Source organism: Krasilnikovia sp. MM14-A1004 (assembly GCF_047159485.1).
Taxonomy (GTDB): domain Bacteria; phylum Actinomycetota; class Actinomycetes; order Mycobacteriales; family Micromonosporaceae; genus Actinoplanes.
On sequence record NZ_AP038773.1, the window covers coordinates 6021064 to 6039372 of the forward strand.

General features: G+C 71.5%; 19 protein-coding genes. 9 read left to right on the forward strand and 10 right to left on the reverse strand.

Going from position 1 to position 18309, the window contains the following annotated elements; translation table 11 throughout:
* Positions 1-7 precede the first annotated feature (7 nt).
* A complete protein-coding gene (gene guaB, locus ACMCNN_RS25950; protein WP_412743126.1) occupies positions 8-1495 on the reverse strand; it encodes an IMP dehydrogenase in 1488 nt (495 codons plus the stop codon).
* 129 nt (positions 1496-1624) lie between these two features.
* On the opposite strand from guaB, the gene ACMCNN_RS25955 reads away from it, so the two are divergent.
* Positions 1625-2020, forward strand: a complete 396-nt coding sequence (locus tag ACMCNN_RS25955; protein ID WP_412743127.1) for a DUF5319 domain-containing protein — start codon at positions 1625-1627, stop codon at positions 2018-2020.
* A gap of 30 nt (positions 2021-2050) precedes the next feature.
* Here the strand turns inward: ACMCNN_RS25955 and ACMCNN_RS25960 are convergent, their stop codons facing one another.
* Complete coding sequence (locus ACMCNN_RS25960) at positions 2051-2902, reverse strand: response regulator transcription factor (RefSeq protein WP_412743128.1); 852 nt, start codon at positions 2900-2902, stop codon at positions 2051-2053.
* Between the two features lie 231 nt (positions 2903-3133).
* On the opposite strand from ACMCNN_RS25960, the gene ACMCNN_RS25965 reads away from it, so the two are divergent.
* The gene (locus tag ACMCNN_RS25965; RefSeq protein ID WP_412743129.1) at positions 3134-3523 is read left to right on the forward strand and encodes a WhiB family transcriptional regulator; all 390 of its coding nucleotides are present in this window, start codon (positions 3134-3136) and stop codon (positions 3521-3523) included.
* Positions 3524-3728: 205 nt separating this feature from the next.
* On the opposite strand, the gene ACMCNN_RS25970 is transcribed toward ACMCNN_RS25965, so the two are convergent.
* From ACMCNN_RS25970 to groES, 3 genes are all read right to left on the reverse strand, one after another.
* Positions 3729-5384: a molybdopterin-dependent oxidoreductase gene (locus tag ACMCNN_RS25970; RefSeq protein ID WP_412743130.1), complete on the reverse strand. Its 1656-nt coding sequence runs from the start codon at positions 5382-5384 to the stop codon at positions 3729-3731.
* 119 nt (positions 5385-5503) lie between these two features.
* Complete coding sequence (gene groL, locus ACMCNN_RS25975; protein ID WP_412743131.1) at positions 5504-7144, reverse strand: chaperonin GroEL; 1641 nt, start codon at positions 7142-7144, stop codon at positions 5504-5506.
* A gap of 71 nt (positions 7145-7215) precedes the next feature.
* A complete protein-coding gene (groES, locus tag ACMCNN_RS25980; protein ID WP_082771855.1) occupies positions 7216-7530 on the reverse strand; it encodes a co-chaperone GroES in 315 nt (104 codons plus the stop codon).
* A gap of 230 nt (positions 7531-7760) precedes the next feature.
* Here groES and ACMCNN_RS25985 point away from each other — a divergent pair, with 230 nt between their 5' ends.
* The 7 genes from ACMCNN_RS25985 (at position 7761) to ACMCNN_RS26015 (ending at position 14820) form a co-directional block, all read left to right on the forward strand.
* Positions 7761-8936: a THUMP-like domain-containing protein gene (locus ACMCNN_RS25985; protein ID WP_412743132.1), complete on the forward strand. Its 1176-nt coding sequence runs from the start codon at positions 7761-7763 to the stop codon at positions 8934-8936.
* Between the two features lie 147 nt (positions 8937-9083).
* Entirely contained in the window at positions 9084-9566 is a 483-nt protein-coding gene (gene ybaK, locus ACMCNN_RS25990) for a Cys-tRNA(Pro) deacylase (protein WP_412743133.1), read from the forward strand.
* Positions 9567-9945: 379 nt separating this feature from the next.
* Positions 9946-11055, forward strand: a complete 1110-nt coding sequence (locus tag ACMCNN_RS25995) for a sugar ABC transporter substrate-binding protein (RefSeq protein ID WP_412743134.1) — start codon at positions 9946-9948, stop codon at positions 11053-11055.
* A gap of 137 nt (positions 11056-11192) precedes the next feature.
* Positions 11193-11996 carry an ATP-binding cassette domain-containing protein gene (locus ACMCNN_RS26000; RefSeq protein ID WP_412743135.1) on the forward strand — a complete coding sequence of 268 codons (804 nt, stop codon included), beginning with the start codon at positions 11193-11195 and terminating at the stop codon, positions 11994-11996.
* The gene (locus ACMCNN_RS26005) at positions 11993-13252 is read left to right on the forward strand and encodes a sugar ABC transporter permease (RefSeq protein ID WP_412743136.1); all 1260 of its coding nucleotides are present in this window, start codon (positions 11993-11995) and stop codon (positions 13250-13252) included. The genes ACMCNN_RS26000 and ACMCNN_RS26005 overlap by 4 nt, the downstream gene beginning before the upstream one ends.
* A gap of 31 nt (positions 13253-13283) precedes the next feature.
* Positions 13284-14510 carry an ROK family transcriptional regulator gene (locus ACMCNN_RS26010; protein WP_412743137.1) on the forward strand — a complete coding sequence of 409 codons (1227 nt, stop codon included), beginning with the start codon at positions 13284-13286 and terminating at the stop codon, positions 14508-14510.
* Between the two features lie 46 nt (positions 14511-14556).
* Complete coding sequence (locus ACMCNN_RS26015; protein WP_412747269.1) at positions 14557-14820, forward strand: DUF1707 domain-containing protein; 264 nt, start codon at positions 14557-14559, stop codon at positions 14818-14820.
* 130 nt (positions 14821-14950) lie between these two features.
* Here ACMCNN_RS26015 and ACMCNN_RS26020 read toward each other — a convergent pair whose 3' ends face one another.
* From ACMCNN_RS26020 to ung, 5 genes are read right to left on the reverse strand one after another with little or no spacing between them, the layout of a single operon-like run.
* A complete protein-coding gene (locus tag ACMCNN_RS26020) occupies positions 14951-15205 on the reverse strand; it encodes a hypothetical protein (protein ID WP_412743138.1) in 255 nt (84 codons plus the stop codon).
* A gap of 13 nt (positions 15206-15218) precedes the next feature.
* The gene (gene tsaD, locus ACMCNN_RS26025) at positions 15219-16271 is read right to left on the reverse strand and encodes a tRNA (adenosine(37)-N6)-threonylcarbamoyltransferase complex transferase subunit TsaD (protein WP_412743139.1); all 1053 of its coding nucleotides are present in this window, start codon (positions 16269-16271) and stop codon (positions 15219-15221) included.
* Entirely contained in the window at positions 16264-16701 is a 438-nt protein-coding gene (gene rimI, locus ACMCNN_RS26030) for a ribosomal protein S18-alanine N-acetyltransferase (RefSeq protein WP_412743140.1), read from the reverse strand. The genes tsaD and rimI overlap by 8 nt, the downstream gene beginning before the upstream one ends.
* Before the next feature lie 29 nt (positions 16702-16730).
* Complete coding sequence (tsaB, locus tag ACMCNN_RS26035) at positions 16731-17387, reverse strand: tRNA (adenosine(37)-N6)-threonylcarbamoyltransferase complex dimerization subunit type 1 TsaB (protein ID WP_412743141.1); 657 nt, start codon at positions 17385-17387, stop codon at positions 16731-16733.
* 9 nt (positions 17388-17396) lie between these two features.
* Complete coding sequence (gene ung, locus ACMCNN_RS26040) at positions 17397-18080, reverse strand: uracil-DNA glycosylase (protein ID WP_412747270.1); 684 nt, start codon at positions 18078-18080, stop codon at positions 17397-17399.
* Between the last annotated feature and the right edge of the window lie 229 nt (positions 18081-18309).

An 18309-nucleotide genomic window follows, 5' to 3' on the forward strand; every position in this document is an offset into this window, starting at 1 on the left:
TTCCTCATTAGCGGGAGTGGTAGTTGGGGGCTTCGACGGTCATCTGGATGTCGTGCGGGTGGCTCTCCTTGAGCCCGGCCGCCGTGATCCGGATGAGCTGCCCGCGCTGCTGCAGGTCGGGGATCGTCTCGGCGCCGACGTAGCCCATGGAGGCGCGCAGGCCACCGATCAGCTGGTGCGCCACCCGCGACAGCGGCCCACGGTACGGCACCTGGCCCTCGACGCCCTCGGGGACCAGCTTGTCCTCGTTGACGTCCTGCTGGAAGTAGCGGTCCTTGGAATACGACTTGGCCTGTCCACGCGACTGCATCGCGCCGAGCGAGCCCATGCCCCGGTACTGCTTGAACTGCTTGCCGTTGATGAAGATCAGATCGCCGGGGCTCTCCTCGCACCCGGCCAGCAGGCTGCCCAGCATGACCGTCTCGGCGCCCGCCACGATCGCCTTGGCGATGTCGCCGGAGTACTGCACGCCGCCGTCGGCGATGACCGGCACCCCGGCCGGGCCGCACGCCCGCGCGGCCTCCATGATCGCGGTGATCTGCGGGACGCCGACGCCCGCGACCACCCGGGTGGTGCAGATCGCGCCGGGACCCACCCCGACCTTGACGGCGTCGGCACCGGCGTCGACCAGGGCCTTGGCCCCCGCGTACGTGGCGATGTTGCCGCCCACGACATCGACGGTGGTGTCCTTCTTGACCCGGGCGACCATCTCCAGCACCGCGCGCTGGTGACCGTGCGCGGTATCCACGATCACGACGTCGACACCCGCGTCCACCAGCGCCCGCGCCCGCTTGTAGGCGTCCTCGCCGACCCCGACCGCCGCGGCCACGCGCAGCCGGCCCTGCGGGTCCTTGGCAGCGTTCGGGTACTGCTCACTCTTGGTGAAGTCCTTGACCGTGATGAGCCCGCGCAGCCGACCGGCACCGTCCACCAGCGGCAGCTTCTCGATCTTGTGCCGCTGCAGCAGCGCCAGGGCCTCGTCCTTGCCGACCCCGACCGGGGCGGTGACCAGCGGCATCTTCGTCATGACGTCGCGGACCTTGACCGAGTGGTCGGTGACGAAGCGCATGTCACGGTTGGTGACGATGCCGACCAGGGTCCCGTCGCCGTCGACCACCGGAACCCCGGAGATGCGGTACTTGCCGCAGAGCGTGTCCACCTCGAGCAGCGTGTCGTCGGGGCTGCAGGTGATCGGGTTGGTGATCATGCCGGATTCCGACCGCTTCACCAGGTCGACCTGCGTCGCCTGGTCCTCCAGCGAGAGGTTGCGGTGCAGCACGCCGATCCCGCCCTGGCGGGCCATGGCGATCGCCATCCGCGCCTCGGTGACCGTGTCCATCGCGCTGGACAGCAGCGGGATGGAGAGCTCGACGTTGCGGGTCAGGCGGGTGATCGTGTTGACCCGGCTCGGCACGACGTCGGACTCGCCTGGCTGCAACAGCACATCGTCAAAGGTGAGACCCAGAGGTACGGTGCGGGCGGAGTCTGTGTCCACGAATCATCCCCGGTGGTGGCTCGACGCTGGTGGAAGGTTTCATCCTACCCATGGCCCCGGCCCGCCCATCTCGCCGGACAGCCCCGTGCGGCCCACCACACAGCGCCCCGGACTAGGTACGGTGAACACGTGCAGGAAGAACCGATCGACCCGTTCAACGGCGACCCCGCCGACCCGGCCGCGGGCCTCGACGACCTCACCGAGGACGCCGAGAACGACCCGTTGACCGAGTCTGAACGCCAGGACGTCCTCGAGGACCTCTCTGACCTGGAGATCTACCAGGCGCTGCTGAGTCCCACGGGCATCCGCGGGCTGGTCATCGAGTGCGAGGACTGCCACGAGCCGCACTACTTCGACTGGGACCTGCTCCGCGGCAACCTGCGTCACCTGCTCAGCAGCGGCCGCCCCCGGGTGCACGAGCCCGCGTACGACCCGGACCCGGACCACTACGTCACCTGGGAGTATGCCCGCGGCTACGCCGACGGCGTGCACGACACGCTCGCCGAGGGCACGGACGACGACTAGCGCAGCCGCCGCCCGTACCCGATCGGGTGGTTATGCCACCAGTCCCGCCCGGAAGCCGGCGGCGACGGCGTGGGCCCGGTCCCGCGCGCCCAGCTTGCGGAAGAGGCGGCGGGCGTGAGTCTTGACCGTGTCCTCCGAGACGAACAGCTCCCGGCCGATCTCCGCGTTGCTCTTGCCGTCGGCCATGCCGCGCAGCACCTGGAGTTCACGCTCGGTGAGGGTGAGCCGCCGGCCCGCGGGTGCGGCCTCGGCGACCCCGACCGGCGAGCCCTCGTTGGCGGGCCAGGCGGCGGGCCGCCCGGTGGCCGGGTCGAGCGGGACGTCGCCGCGCTGCACCGGCACCATCGGCGAGTTGGGCAGCATCGCGGGGATCGGGCCACCGTTGCCGGCGCCCATGCCCAGGCCGTCGCGGTGCATCCCGCGGGAGGCGGCCGAGTTGTTGTTCCGGGCGGCGCCCGCGACCGTGGCCGGCTGGGCGTTCGCGCTGTTGATCGGCATGCCGCCCTGCGGGCGTACTGGTAGCAGCAGGAGCAGCAGGGCCTTCGCGACCACGCTGACCAGGTCGTGTTCGACGCCGCGGATGACGCCGCGGGCTCCCGCGGCGACGGACGCCGCGGCGACCCGTGGGTCTTCGGCACCGAACAGGACGACCTGCGCCTGCGGGGCGCGGGCGAGGACCCGCCGGGTGAACCCGACGCTGTCCGGCCGGGTCACGGCGGTATCGGCCAGGACGATCTCTGCGGGCCGCTCGGCCAGTCGGATCATGGCCTCGGTCTCGCTGACGGCGGTCCGGACGACCCCGGTCATGCCGAGCCGGGCCGCGGTGGACGCGACGGTCTGGGCCGCCAGCGGGGTTCGGACGCACACGAGGACGGTACGCACAGTGATCCTCCTTCTCTCTCAGAGGAGATCACGCAACGGCCGCAGCATTACGCGCTTTAGATGGAAAAAACGGGAAAGATCCCCATGGCTTGCGGCAGCGATGGGATACGGCTGGGGAAGACATCGACGCGACGGGTGTGAGGCGGGTACGCCGGGGGTACACCGGCCGTAGACCAGTGACCGGCCCGAAACGGACCACACTCCGCGGTGCCGCGCGGGAGGAGGGTGTTGATGTCGAACCTTCGCAGACTGCCCGGTGCCATCGCCGACCGATGGGACTGGCAGCGACTCGGCCGGTGCCGAGGGCGTGACAGCGCCCAGTTCTTCCACCCGGACGGCGAGCGCGGATCGTCGCGCAACCGCCGGGAGGCTCAGGCCAAGGCCATGTGCCGGGCATGCCCGGTACGCGCCGAGTGCGCGGCGCACGCCCTCGCGGTCCGGGAACCGTACGGAGTCTGGGGAGGATTCAGCGAGACGGAACGGCTGCGGCTGCTGGCGGTCGGTTGGGAGGACCTGGCCGACCGGCGTCACGGACGGGTGGACCTTGCTCGGCTGGAGGCACGCCTCGGCGGGCCCCACAAGACGGCCGTGCCGACGCAACGGCGGGTGCCCGCGGCCTGAGGCCGCGCGACGATGCGCGGCATTTCGGCACAGTTCCCGGCGTGGTCCCCAGAAGGGGGCCACGCCGGCAGGTTCAGCGGCTCTTCAACCGCACCGGTGGACATGCAAGCCACCGTACGAAGGAATTCCGGGCCGGAGTCGGACGCAAAGTGCGGCTTTCGGGTTACTGGACGCAGGGACCCGGGTGTGCCTGCTGTTCTCCCGACTACTCCACGGTGACGGTCACGCGGTGCCAACCGGTGGCACCGTCCGGCTCCGGCGGGGCCGGCGTGCCCGGCTGTGTGGCGCCGGTGGTGTCGGTGGCCCGTACCCGCACGGTGTGCCGGCCCGGGGTGGCCGTCCACGGCAGGAACCACTGCCGCCAGGTGTCCGCCGACACCGTGTCGGCCAGCGTGGCGACCTGCCACGCTCCGCCGTCGATCTGCACCTCGACCCTGGCGATGCCGCGGTGCTGAGCCCACGCGACGCCCGCCACGACGATCTGCCCGGCCGGGCGCTTCGCGCCGTCCCGCGGAGTGTCGATCCGCGACTGCGTCTTGATCGGCGCCTGCTGCGCCCACCCCCGCGGCACCCAGTACGCGTCGAAGTCCGCGAACCGGGTCAGCTCCAGCTCCACCACCCACTTGCAGGCGGAGACGTAGCCGTACAGGCCGGGGACCACCAGTCGCACCGGGAAGCCGTGCTCGACCGGCAGCGGGCGGCCGTTCATGCCGATCGCCAGCAGGGCGTCTCGGCCGTCGCGCAGCACCGCCGTGGGACTGCCGCAGGTCCACCCGTCGACGGAACGCTGCACCACCTGGTCGGCGTCCGGCAGCGGGTCGGCCTCGTCGAGCAGCGCCTTGACGGGGGTACCGAGCCAGCGGGCGTTGCCGATCAGGTCGCCACCGACCTCGTTGGAGACGCAGGCCAGCGTCACGTACCGCTCGATCATCGGGCGGCGCAGCAGGTCGTCCCAGCTCAGCGTGATCGGGTTACGCACCATCCCGTGCACCCGCAGCTGCCAGGTCGCGGGGTCGACCTGCGGCGGGTACAGCGCAGTGTCGATCCGGTAGAAGTCCTCGTTCGTCGAGACGTACGGGGTGACGTCGCGGACCTGCGCGGCGGCGGGCACCGGCCGGGCCGCCGACACCGGGGCGGGGAGCACCACGGCGTTGCGGGCGGCGGTCACCGCGCGGCGGCCGGTCAGCAGCCGCCCGGCGACGCCACTGACCACCGCGACCCCCGCCGCGATGCCCAGCCCCTGCAGGAATTGCCGCCTGCCGGCCCACGGGCGTGCCGCCGCGCCGGCATCGTCCGCTCCCCCGCCCACCGCCGCACCGGACGGCGGCGGATCGGCCACCGCCGGATGGGACGGCGCCTGGTCGGACAGCGCCGGATCGGACAGCACTGGGTCGGACAGCACTGGGTCGGACAGCACTGCGCCGGGAGGCGCTGGGTCGACCGCCCACTTCAGCAGCAGGCGCAGCGTCAGTGCGGCGACCACCGCGCCGACCAGTGCGGGCAGGGCCGCCAGGGGACCGGCGTCGTGCCGGGTCAGGGCGGCTGCCACGCCGATCGCGCCGAACACGGCGATGCCGGCGAGCGCCCACCGCCACGACCGCAGCGCCAGCACCCCCACCCCGTAGGCGTAGGCGCCGAGCAGCAGGGCCGTACCCGTGATCAGGGCGGTTTTGTCGTGGACGCCGAAGACCGCGACGCCGGCGTTCTTGACCGGGCCCGGCACGGTGTCGACGACGACTCCGCCGACGGCCAGCAGCGGCGCCGACAGTGGTCCGGTCGCCACCGCGACGACCTCGGCGACGCCGAGGGCGACCGCAGCCGCCGCGACGCCGGCCAGCCCGGCCCGGACGGAGAGCTTCACTCCCCTATCCTGCCCCCGCGCCTGCCCAGCGCCGCCTTACGGATCCGTGACATCCCCGGGGCACACCAAGGAAAGGCGCGCCGGGAGCCGGCGCGCCTTTCCGTGGAACTGAATCCGGGTCAGAAGCCCGGGCCGTGCTGGTGGCCGTGGCCGTGGCCGTGACCGCCTGCGGCGGCGGGCTCCGGGTCCTTCGGCTTCTCGACCACGAGGCTCTCCGTGGTGAGCAGCAGCCCGGCGATCGAGACGGCGTTGGAGACCGCGTTGCGGGTCACCTTCACCGGGTCGATGATGCCGGTCGCGGCCAGGTCGACGTACTGGTCGGTGGCCGCGTTGAGGCCGTGACCCCAGTCGAGGTCGCTGACCTTGCCGACCACCACGTACCCGTCGTGGCCCGCGTTCTGGGCGATCCAGCGCAGCGGCTCGACGAGCGCCTTGCGGACGATCGCCACCCCGCTGGCCTCCTCGCCGGACAGGCCGAGGCTGCCGTCGAGCACCGAGGTGATCTGCGTGAGCGAGGCGCCGCCACCGGGGACGGTGCCCTCCTCGACCGCCGCCTTGGTCGCCGCGATGGCGTCCTCGATGCGGTGCTTGCGCTCCTTCATCTCGACCTCGGTGGCGGCACCGACCTTGATGACCGCCACGCCGCCGGAGAGCTTGGCCAGCCGCTCCGACAGCTTCTCCTTGTCCCAGTCGGAGTCCGACGCCTCGATCTCCTTGCGGATCTGCGCGACGCGGTCCTCCACCTCGGACTTCTGGCCGCCGCCGTCGACGATCGTGGTGTTCTCCTTGTCGACCACGACGCGCCGGGCGGTGCCCAGCATCTCCAGGGTGACCTGGTCCAGCTTGTAGCCCAGCTCGGGAGCCACGAGCTCGCCACCGGTGGCGATCGCCAGGTCCTGCAGCATCGCCTTGCGCCGGTCGCCGAAGCCGGGGGCCTTGACGGCCACGACCTTGACGGTCTTGCGCAGCGCGTTGACGACCAGGGTGGACAGCGCCTGACCCTCGACGTCCTCGGCGATGATGAGCAGCGGCTTGCCGGCCTGGACGACCTTCTCCAGCAGCGGCAGCAGCTCCTCGATGCTGGCGATCTTCTGCGTGCTGATGAGGAGGTACGCGTCCTCCAGCACGGCTTCCTGCGACTCGGCGTCGGTCACGAAGTTCGGCGAGATGAAGCCCTTGTCGAACTGCAGGCCCTCGGTGACCTCCAGCTCGGTGCTCAGCGCCGAGCCTTCCTCGACCGTGATGACGCCGTCGCGGCCGACGCGGTCCATCGCCTGGGCGATGAGCTCGCCGATCGCGGCGTCCTGCGCGGAGATGGTGGCCACGTTCGCGATGGCCTTGTGGTCCGCGACCTCGACGGCCTTCTCCAGCAGGGCCTTGGAGACCGCCGCGGCGGCCACGTCCATGCCCCGCTTGAGGGCGATCGGGTTGGCGCCCGCGGTCACGTTGCGCAGACCCTCGCGGACGAGTGCCTGTGCGAGCACGGTGGCCGTGGTGGTCCCGTCGCCGGCGACGTCGTTGGTCTTGGTCGCCACCTCCTTGACCAGCTGGGCCCCGAGGTTCTCGTACGGGTCGGTGAGCTCGATCTCCTTGGCGATGGTGACGCCGTCGTTGGTGATCGTGGGCGCGCCGAACTTCTTGTCGAGGACGACGTTGCGGCCGCGGGGGCCCAGGGTGACCTTGACCGTGTCGGCGAGCGTGTTGACGCCGTGCTCCAGCAGGTGCCGGGCGTCGTCAGAGAAACTGAGGATCTTCGCCATCTATAGGTCCCTTCACGCACCACCGCCCCGGTCCGGTACACCGGACCGAGGCGGTCAGCACTGTCAGTAGGTCACTTCTCGATGACCGCGAGGACGTCGCGGGCGGAGAGCACCAGGTACTCCTCGCCGGCGTACTTGACCTCGGTGCCGCCGTACTTCGAGTACAGGACCGTCTCGCCGACCTTGACGTCAACCGGGATGCGGTTGCCCTTGTCGTCGATGCGGCCGGGGCCGACAGCGAGGACGGTGCCCTCCTGCGGCTTCTCCTTGGCGGTGTCGGGGATCACGATGCCCGACGCCGTGGTCGTCTCAGCCTCGTTCGCCTGGACCACGATGCGGTCCTCGAGCGGCTTGATCGCAACCTTGGTCGCGGTAGTCACGGGCATACCCTCCTGGGGTACTTGGTGTCGTCGCCGGCTTGCGGCCGGCCGGATGCCTCATGCCACCGGGCGGGGCCGTCGTCGCGGGTGCCGGTCCGCCTGGCGCTCGTCGCGCGGCCCCGGCGGGTCCGCGCGGCTGGCACCCTCGTAGTGAGAGTGCTAATCGGAGATTATGCCGGGACTGGCACTCCGTCAAGGAGAGTGCCAACACGCCCCACCCGCGAGAATGACTCCCCGTGGACCTGGAACTGCTGGCAGCACTGCGTACCCCCGAGGGGTCGGCCGCCCTCGCGGCCGCCGCCGAGGTCTCCGGCGCCGACCCTCTCGCCTCCGCGGCGCGGCTGCGCGCCCGTGGCGTGCCGCCGCCGCTGGCCGCCGCCGCGCTCACCCAGACCGAGCTGCGGCGCCGCGCCGCCGCCAAGTTCGGCGCGGCGGCCGCCACGATGTTCTTCACCCGGGCCGGCCTGGAGCAGGCCACCCGCGCGGTCGTCGCCGACCGGCGGGCGGCCCGGCTGCGCGCCGCCGGGGTCACCACCCTGGCCGACCTGGGCTGCGGGCTGGGCGCGGACGCGCTGGCCGCGGCCCGCGCCGGCATCCACGTGTACGCGGTGGACGCCGACCCGCTGACCGCCGCGCTGGCCGGGGCGAACGCGGCCGCCGCCGGGCTGGCCGGGCTGGTGACGGCCGCCTGCGCGGACGCGACGACCGTGGACCTCGCGGGCGTCGACGCGGTCTTCGCCGACCCCGCCCGGCGCACGGGACGCGGCCGGGCCATGAACCCCGACTCGTGGTCGCCCCCGTGGGACTTCGTCGCCGGGCTGCCCGACCGGGTGTCGCGTACCGTCCTGAAGCTGGCGCCCGGCATCGACCACGCGCTGCTGCCGCCCGGCGCCGAGGGCGAATGGGTCAGCGTCGACGGGGACCTCGTCGAGGCCGCGTTCTGGTGCGGGCCGCTGGCGGCGGCGCCGCGCCGGGCCACCGTGCTGCGCGGCGGCGAGCCGATCACGCTGACCGGCTCCGGGAGCGCGGCCGCCGCGGTGGGCGCGGTCGGTGCCTACCTGTACGACCCGGACCCGGCGGTGGTCCGCGCCCACCTGGTCGCGGAGTTCGCGGAGGGTATCGGCGGGCGCCTCGCCGACCCGCAGATCGCGTACGTCTACACCGATGAGCCGGTCGACACGCCGCTCGGGAGGCGGTTGGCGGTGACCGACGTGCTGCCGTTCTCGCTGAAGCGGCTGCGGGCCCTGCTGCGGGAGCGGGGCGTCGGGCGCCTGGAGATCCGCAAGCGAGGCTCGGCGCTGGAACCCGAGCGGTTGCGGGGGGACCTGCGACTGTCCGGTCCGAACGCTGCCTCGCTCGTGCTGACCCGGATCGCGGACGCGCCCACTGCCCTGCTGTGCACGGCTCCCTGACCGGCACGACGCACTGAGGACACCACGGCCCCGCACTGAGGACAGCGCGGGAGGTGCTCCGGCCGGCACTGAGGACAGCGGGCCCGGGGCGTGGGAGGCACCGTGGCGCACCGCGTCGCGGGCGTCCGGGGACGCTAGCCTTCGCGCGTGGCGAAGAAGAGCGCGGGCACTCCGGCGACGGCACTGCTGAGCGCGGAGGGCGTGGCGTTCGAGCTGCACACCTACGAGGTCGCGCCGGACGCGCCGAACTACGGCGCCCTGGTGGCGGAGGCCCTCGGCATGGACCCGCGGCGGCTCTTCAAGACGCTGATCGCCGAGGTCGACGGCGCGCTGACCGTCGCGGTGGTGCCCGTGACCGGCGAGCTGGACCTCAAGGCCCTGGCCGCGGCGGTCGGCGGCAAGCGCGCCACGCTCGCGGACCGCGCGGCGGCCGAGCGCAGCACCGGGTACGTGCGGGGCGGGATCAGCCCACTGGGGCAGCGGCGGCGGCTACCGACAGTGGTCGACGACTCCGCGCTGGACCTTGACCAGATGGTTATCTCCGCGGGCCGCCGTGGAGTTCAAGTTTCGATCAAGCCCGCCGATCTGGTCCGGCTGACTGCCGCGACAGTTGCGGCAATCAGGTCCTGATCTGGACATACCAGTCCAGCAAAAGGTTCCGTTACGACACCGTTACTCCACGAGCCAGATCTTTTACCAGAGATCGGGCAAGTTGGGACCCGCGAGTGACTTAGCGTCGCTTTGTGGGGCAACTCCAGCGATCAGCAACTCCGGTGGCGAATCGAACAGGCACTCCGCAAGCGCTTGTGTCACAGCCGCGTTGCCGGATTGTTATCGCGGACAACAAAATCGAGCCGCGTACCACCTTGTGCGATGCGGCACAGCGGGAATACGTTGCCCGACACAACAAACCGGCTCCTGATCCACGGCGTCTGGGGAGCGACACTCCCGGCAGCGCACACCCACAGAGTCCGAGGAAGCTCGGATCACCCCGAAAGGAAACCCAGGAATGCGTAAGGGACTGTTCGCCCTCGCTGCCGTCGGCCTGATGGCCACGGGCAGCATGGCCGCCTGCGGCAAAGACGACAAGGGCTCCGACACCGGCAGTGGCGCCACCGGCGCCGCCTCGGTCGGCAAGGTCGGCGTGATCCTGCCGGACACCGCCAGCTCGCAGCGGTGGGGCACCGACGACCCCAAGTACCTGAAGGCGGCGTTCGACGCGGCCGGCGTACAGGCCGACATCCAGAACGCCCAGGGTGACAAGGCCCAGTTCCAGACCATCGCCGACGGCATGATCTCGAGCGGCGTCAAGACCCTCATGATCGTCAACCTGGACTCCGGCACCGGCAAGGCCGTGCTCGACAAGGCCAAGGCCGCGGGTATCGCCACCATCGACTACGACCGCCTCACCCTCGGCGGCGGGGCCGACTACTACGTCAGCTTCGACAACACGAAGGTCGGCGAGCTGCAGGGCAAGGGCCTGATCGACTGCCTGACCGCCAAGAAGTACACCAAGCCGGTGGTCGCCGAGCTGAACGGCTCCCCGACCGACAACAACGCCACGCTGTTCAAGCAGGGCTACGACTCGCAGCTCAAGCCGAAGTACGACTCGGGCGAGTACGTCAAGGGCCCGGACCAGTCCGTTCCGGACTGGGACAACGCCCAGGCCGGCACCATCTTCGAGCAGATGCTCACCCAGAAGAAGGACATCAAGGGTGTGCTCGCCGCCAACGACGGCCTCGGCAACGCGGCCATCCAGGTGCTCAAGAAGAACAAGCTGAACGGCCAGGTCCCGGTCACCGGCCAGGACGCCACCGTGCAGGGTCTGCAGAACATCCTCGCCGGCGACCAGTGCATGACCGTCTACAAGGCCATCAAGCAGGAGGCCGACGCGGCCGCCGCGCTGGCCATCTCGCTGGCCAAGGGTGAGAAGCCCACCACCGCCACCGGTACGACCACGGACCCGGAGACGAAGAAGGACGTTCCTTCCGTGCTCCTGACCCCGAAGTCGATCACCAAGGAGAACGTCAAGGACGTTGTCGCGGACGGCTTCGTGACCAAGGACCAGCTCTGCACCGGTGAGTACGCCAAGCTGTGCACCGAGGCCGGCATCAGCTGACCTGAGTCGCAACGGCTGACGACGGCGCCGCTCACGCCCACCAGCGTGGGCGGCGCCGGGCGTCGCTCCCACCCCCCTGGAGCGCACCGCCAGGCGCACCACCCCGCACCCGGTCACCCAGCGAAGGAGAACCACCCGTGGCCGCGACACCTCTTCTGGAGCTGCGCGGAGTCGACAAGAGTTTCGGCCCCGTACAGGTCCTGCACGACGTCGCCTTGAGCGTCTATCCCGGCGAGGTCACCGCACTCGTCGGCGACAACGGCGCCGGCAAGTCGACGATGGTCAAATGCATCAGCGGCATCTACTCGATCGATGCGGGATCGGTGATCTTCGACGGCAAGGAAGTGGCGATCCACAGCCCCCGCGACGCGTCGGCGCTGGGCATCGAGGTCGTCTACCAGGACCTCGCGCTCTGCGACAACCTGGACATCGTCCAGAACATGTTCCTCGGTCGCGAGAAGAAGCGCGGCGTCGTCCTGGACGAGCCCACGATGGAGCAGATGGCGGGCGAGACCCTCAAGAGCCTCTCCGTCCGTACGGTGAAGTCCCTGCGCCAGCACGTCTCCAGCCTCTCCGGTGGCCAGCGGCAGACCGTGGCCATCGCCAAGGCCGTGCTGTGGAACAGCCGGGTCGTCATCCTGGACGAGCCGACCGCCGCCCTCGGTGTCGCGCAGACCGCCCAGGTGCTGGAGCTGGTCCGCCGGCTGGCCGACAACGGCCTCGGCGTCGTGCTCATCTCGCACAACATGAACGACGTCTTCGCGGTCGCCGACCGGATCGCCGCGCTGTACCTCGGCCGGATGGCGGCCCAGGTCAAGACCACCGACGTGACCCACTCCCAGGTCGTCGAACTGATCACCGCCGGGCGCAGCGGCAACATCGGCCTGCCGCCCGAGAAGCCCTCCGACTTCGTCGACATCACGCCGGGAGACGACCGATGAGCACAACCACCACCTCGACCACGGGCGGGGTGCAGGTCGTCCAGCCCACCGTCGGCAGTCACCTCACCAACTACTGGCAGCGGGTGCGCGGCGGTGACATCGGCAGCCTGGCCGCCATCCTCGGCCTGGTCGTCCTCTTCCTGATCTTCGGCGTCGCCCGGCCGGACACGTTCCTGAGCGCGCTCAACTTCTCGAACCTGTTCTCGCAGGGCGCCTCCGTCATCTTCATCGCGATGGGCCTGGTCTTCGTCCTGCTGCTCGGCGAGATCGACCTGTCCGCGGGCTACACCAGCGGTACCTGCGGTGCGGTCATGGCCGTGCTGCTCACCAACCACGGCTGGAGCTGGTACACGGCGATCCCGGCCGCGCTGGTCACCGGCCTGGTCATCGGCTTCATGATCGGCTTCCTGGTGTCGAAGATCGGCATCCCGTCGTTCGTCGTCACGCTGGCCGCATTCCTCGCCTTCCAGGGCGTGCTGCTGGTGCTGCTGGGTGGTGGCACGAACATCTCGATCCACGACCCGTTCGTCCTGGCGCTGGCCAACAAGAACATGTCGGTAGCGATGAGCTGGATCCTGGCCGTCGTCGCCGTGGCCGGCTACGCCGCAGCCCAGCTGATCAAGGTGCGCGGCCGCGTGTCCCGCGGGCTGGTCCACGACCCGATCGGCATCGTGTTCCTGCGTGTTGCCGGCCTCGCCGTCCTGGTGTTCGCGGGCGTCGCGATCCTCACCCAGGAGCGGGCCATCAACCCGGCGATCAACTCCCTCAAGGGTGTGCCGATCGTGGTGCCGCTCATCGCCGTCGCGGCGATCATCTGGACCTTCGTCCTGGGCCGCACCACCTACGGCCGGCACGTGTACGCGGTCGGCGGCAACACCGAGGCGGCGCGCCGCGCCGGTATCCCGACCGACCGGATCCGGATCTCGGTGTTCGTCATCTGCTCGTTCATGGCGGCGATCGGCGGCATCATCGCGGCCAGCCGGGCCAGCTCTGTCGACCCGCGCTCCGGCGGCAGCAACGTGCTGCTGTACGCGGTCGCGGCGGCCGTCATCGGTGGCACCAGCCTCTTCGGCGGCAAGGGCCGGGTGATCGACGCCGTGCTCGGTGGCGCCGTCATCGCGGTCATCGACAACGGCATGGGCCTGATGAACTTCAGCTCCGGCACCAAGTTCATCTTCACCGGCCTGGTGCTGCTCGCCGCCGCCAGCGTCGATGCGCTGTCTCGGCGCAGAGCGGCCGCCACCGGCAACCGATGAACACGATCCTGGGTACGGGGGCGGCGCGCTGATGCGAGCCGGCCCCAGCCAGGAGGAGGTCCGCCGGCACAACCTCGGGACCCTGCTCCGGTACGTACACGTGCACGGAGCCACCTCCCGAGCGGAACTGACCAGCCGGCTGGGCCTCAACCGCAGCACGATCGGCGCCCTCACCGCGGAGCTGGCCACGGCCGGCCTGATCAGTGAGGAAGCCCCGCGCGAAACCGGCCGGGCCGGACGACCGTCGCTTGTCGTCCGGCCCGAGTCGTCGCGGGTCTACGCGTACGCGATCAGCATCGAGGTGGACCGCATCCGCGCGGCCCGCGTCGGCCTCGGCGGCCACATCCTGGACCGCCGCGAGGCCGAACGGCCGCGCGGCATGCAGGTGATCGACGCGGTGCAGCCGCTGGCCGGATTCATCCGCGACATGCACCGCGCGGTCTCCGACGACGCCCGCTGCGTCGGCGGCGGCATGGCCATCGCCGGGATGGTGCGCCGCGCCGACGGCGTGGTCCGCCTCGCCCCGACGATCGGCTGGGTCGACGAGAACGTCTCCGGCGCGCTCAGCGCCGAGCTGGGCGGCGAGCTGAGCAGCGAACTCGGCAGTGGCCTGGGCGACGGCGATCCCGGCGACGCCGGGCTCTTCCTGGTCGGCAACGTGGCGGACGTGTCCGCGCTGGTCGAACACAGCCGCGGCGCCGCCGTCGGCTGCGACAACGTTATTTATCTGTACGGCGACGTGGGCGTCGGCGGCGGCATCATCGCCGGCGGCCGCCGGGTCTCCGGGCACGGCGGCTACGGCGGCGAGGTCGGCCATATGGTCGTCAACCCGCAGGGCCACCCCTGCAGCTGCGGATCCCGCGGCTGCTGGGAGACCGAGATCGGCGAGTACGCCCTGCTGCGGCTGGCCCACCGCGAGGACCAGTCAGGCAGCGAGGCCGTGGTGGAGGTGGTCGACGCGGCCCGGCGTGGCGACCGGGTCGCCCGCCAGGCGGTCCGCCAGGTCGGCGACTGGGTCGGCTTCGGCGTGGGCAACCTGGTGAACATCTTCAACCCCGAGGCGGTCATCTTCGGCGGCACCCTGCGCGACGTGTACCTGGTCGCGGCCGCACAGATCCGCAGCCGGTTGAACGCCGTCGCGCTGCCGGCCTGCCGGGAGCACCTCCGCCTGCGCACCCCGGAACTCGGTGAGGACGCCGCCCTGATCGGCGCGGCCGAACTCGCCTTCGAACGCCTTCTCGAAGACCCCCTCATCTAACCCATCCCCCTGATCGCCGTGGGCGGCTACAGTGCCGGTCGTGGAGATGCGGGCGTCCGACGAGGATCGGCAGCGGATCGTGGCCGCCCTGGAGCGGCACACCGGGGCGGGACGGCTCAGCCTGGACGAGTTCGCGGAGCGGGTCGACGTCGTGGCGCAGGCGCGTACCCTCGGCGAGCTGGACGCGGTCGTCCGTGATCTGCCCGCCGAACCGGCCTCCGACGGACCGCAGCGGCCGGAGTTGCTCTGGGTCTTCGCCGTCGCGATCCTGACGCTGGTGCTGCTCGGGGTCTTCCTGGCCCTGCGGTAGCTCCTCCGCCGGCGAAGTTCTGCCGGGCCCGGCGGCTTCCTCGGCCTGCGGGCCTTTAGCGGCCCGGCGGCATCAGCGGCTTCGGGGTTTCAGCGGCCCTCGGCTTCAGGGCTTCAGCGGGCTGGCAGCTTCAGCGGTCGACCGGGGTGAAGTCCCAGATGTGCGGGGCTCGGGCCACCAGGCGCTCGGGCGGGGCGGGCAGCGGGACCGGGTCGTGGCGCCACGTGGAGATGACCACGATGCGGTGGTCCGTGGACGAGTAGACCTCGCTGGACACGTGCGCCGGCAACACCTCAATCGTGGGCAGCGCCTCGTCGCAGACCCAGGTCAGCAGCTCGTCGAAGCCGCTGCCCAGGGCCCGTACCTCCCACATCCGCGCGATCATGAGCAGAGCATAATCACCCGGAGACCGTGACGGTGGTCAATGGCAGGGCCGAATCCGCGGGCAGGTCCAAGCCGCTGGGCGCGACCCCCGCGGCGACCAGATGCGAGCCGAGCGCGGCCACCATGGCGCCGTTGTCCGTGCACAGCTGGGGCCGGGGCACCCTGACCCGAATGCCCAGCTTGGCAGCGCGTTCCTCGGCGAGCACACGGAGGCGGGAGTTGGCCGCGACCCCGCCGCCGATGACCAGGGTCTGCACCCCATGCGTGCGGCACGCGTCGAGCGCCTTGGTGGTGAGCACGTCACACACGGCGTCCTGGAAGCTCGCCGCCACATCCGCCACCGGTACGGGTTCCCCGGCACGCTCGCGCGCCTCCACCCAGCGCGCCACGGCCGTCTTGAGTCCCGAGAAGGAGAAGTCGAAGCGGTGCGCGGCCAGGTCCTTCGGGGCGGTCAGGCCACGCGGGAACGGGATCGCCGCCGGATCGCCGTCCCGCGCCGTACGGTCGATCACCGGCCCGCCGGGGAAGCCCATCCCGAGCAGCCGCGCGACCTTGTCGAATGCCTCCCCCGCCGCGTCGTCGATCGTGGCGCCCAGCGGGGTGACCCCTGCGGTGATGTCGTCGACGAGCAGCAGCGACGAATGGCCGCCGGAGACGAGCAGCGCCACGGCGGGCTCGGGCAGCGGGCCGTGTTCCAGGGTGTCGACGGCGACGTGGGCGGCGAGGTGGTTGACGCCGTACACCGGCTTGTCGGCGGCCAGCGCGTACCCCTTGGCGGCGGCGACACCGACGAGCAGCGCACCCGCGAGGCCCGGCCCGGCCGTCACCGCGATCGCGTCGATGTCGGCCAATGTGACGCCCGCGTCGTCGAGCGCGCGCTGCATCGTCGGGACGATCGCCTCCAGGTGGGCGCGGCTGGCCACCTCGGGCACCACCCCGCCGAAGCGCGCGTGCTCGTCCACGCTCGACGCGAGGGCGTCGGCCAGCAGGGTGTGCCCGCGCACGATGCCGACACCGGTCTCGTCGCAGGAGGTCTCGATCCCGAGGACCAGGGGCTCGTCAGGCATTGCGCATCATCACCAGGGCGTCGGTGTTGCTGGGTTGGTAGTAGCCGCGGCGGACGCCGACCGGCTCGAAATCGTAGGTGGCGTACAGACGCTGGGCGGGCGCGTTGTCCACGGCGACCTCCAGCAGCATCTTGTGGACGCCGTGCCGCTCCGCCTCGGCCAGCAGCGCCTCCAGCAGCGCGCGGCCGATCCCTCGGCGCTGCGCGTCGCGGCGGACCGCGATGTTCTGCACCCAGGACTCGTCGGGGCCGACGACGGCCAGCCCCGCATACCCGAGCACCACGTCGTCCTCTGTCGCGACCAGGTAGTAGTTGCGCTGGGCCAGCTCGTTCCAGAACATGGCCGCGGACCACTTCTCCGCGCCGAACAGGTCAGTCTCGATCGGCAGCACCTGCTCGACGTGCCACCAGCGGAAGCGTTCGAGCTTCATCCGCCGACTTCCCGAGGATTCCGGGGCCATCACCGCAGCACGGGTTTGCGCGCCGAGGACGCGACCGCGTCGGGGCGGCGCAGGTACAGCGGGGTCAGCGGGTCCTGCGGCGCACGGGCGCGGACCCGGTCGGCGGCGAGGGCGATCAGCGCCTCACCCGGCGGGTACAGCAGGCGGTCGTCGATCGGCAGCCCGAACACCTCGCTGTACTGCAGGGCGCCCTCGCCGACCGCGCGATCGGCGTCCACGACCACGTCGGCCGGGCGGGCCACGTCCGGCCCGCCGGTGCGCACCCCATCGGTGTACGTGGCGATGTACACCTCCCGGCGCCGCGCGTCCGTGGCGACCAGTACCCGTCCGGGTCCCGCCGCGCGGCCGAGCGCGTCCAGCGAGCACACCCCGTACGCCGGGACGGCCAGGGCCTGCGCCATGCCCGCAGCGGTGACCAGGCCGACCCGCAGCCCGGTGAACGGGCCCGGGCCCAGACCGACGACGATCGCGCCGAGCTGGCGCGGGGTCGCGCCCGCGTCGGCCAGCAGCGTCGCGATCTGCGGGGCCAGCAACTCGCCGTGCGCCCGCGGATCGACGGTACGGCGTTCCGCCACGCCGTGCATCCCGTCGTCGGTCACCTCCGCCAGGGCGGCGATCACCGCGGGAGTGGAGGTGTCCAAGGCGAGAACCAGCACGTCAACACCCTAACCGGCTGGTTCCGGGGCAATGACGCGCGGATCCCAGTCGACCGCCGGACGGCCCGCCTCGGCCAGCGCCTGGTTCGCCGCGCTGAACGGCCGCGCGCCCCGGAAGCCCCGCGGATTGAGTGGACTGGGGTGGCCGGCCTCCAGCACGACGTGCGCCGGGTTGGTGACCAGGGCGGCCTTCTTGCGGGCGTATCCGCCCCAGAGCAGGAAGACCACCCGTTCGGGGCGGGCGTTCAACGCGCGGATGGTCGCGTCCGTGAACGCCTCCCAGCCCTTGCCCGCGTGCGAGGCCGCCGCGCCGCCCCGGACCGTCAGGACTGCGTTGAGCAACAGCACCCCCTGGCTCGCCCAGCCGGTCAGATCCCCGGTCTTGGCCGGCGCGATGCCCAGGTCGTCGTGGAGTTCGGCGAACACGTTGCGCAGCGAGGGCGGGATGCGCACCCCGGCGCGGACGCTGAAGCTGAGCCCGTGCGCCTGCCCCGGCCCGTGGTACGGGTCCTGGCCGAGGATCAGCACCCGGGTCTGCTCGGGCGGGCACAGCCGGTACGCGGCGAACAGGTCCTCGATCGGCGGATAGACGGTGTGGTCGCGGTACTGCTCGGCGACGAACGCACCCAGGGCCGCCGTGGCGTCGGCGTCGAGCAGGGGCTCGAGTTCCGCGCGCCAGCCATCGGGCAGCATCCCGGTGAGATTCACGAATCCAGCCTTTCCGTCGCGGCCGCCCGGTCCTCGACCGTCGACCCTCGTGTGGCGGCGGTCCGGCCCGCGGCCGCCGATGGTTCCGCGGCCGCCGTCGGGTCCGCGGCCGCCGATCGTTCCCTGATGGCCACCTGGTCTGTGCCCGCCGTCGGGTCCGCGGCCGCCGTCGGGTCCGCGGCCGCCGTCGGGTCCGCGGCCGCCGATCGTTCCG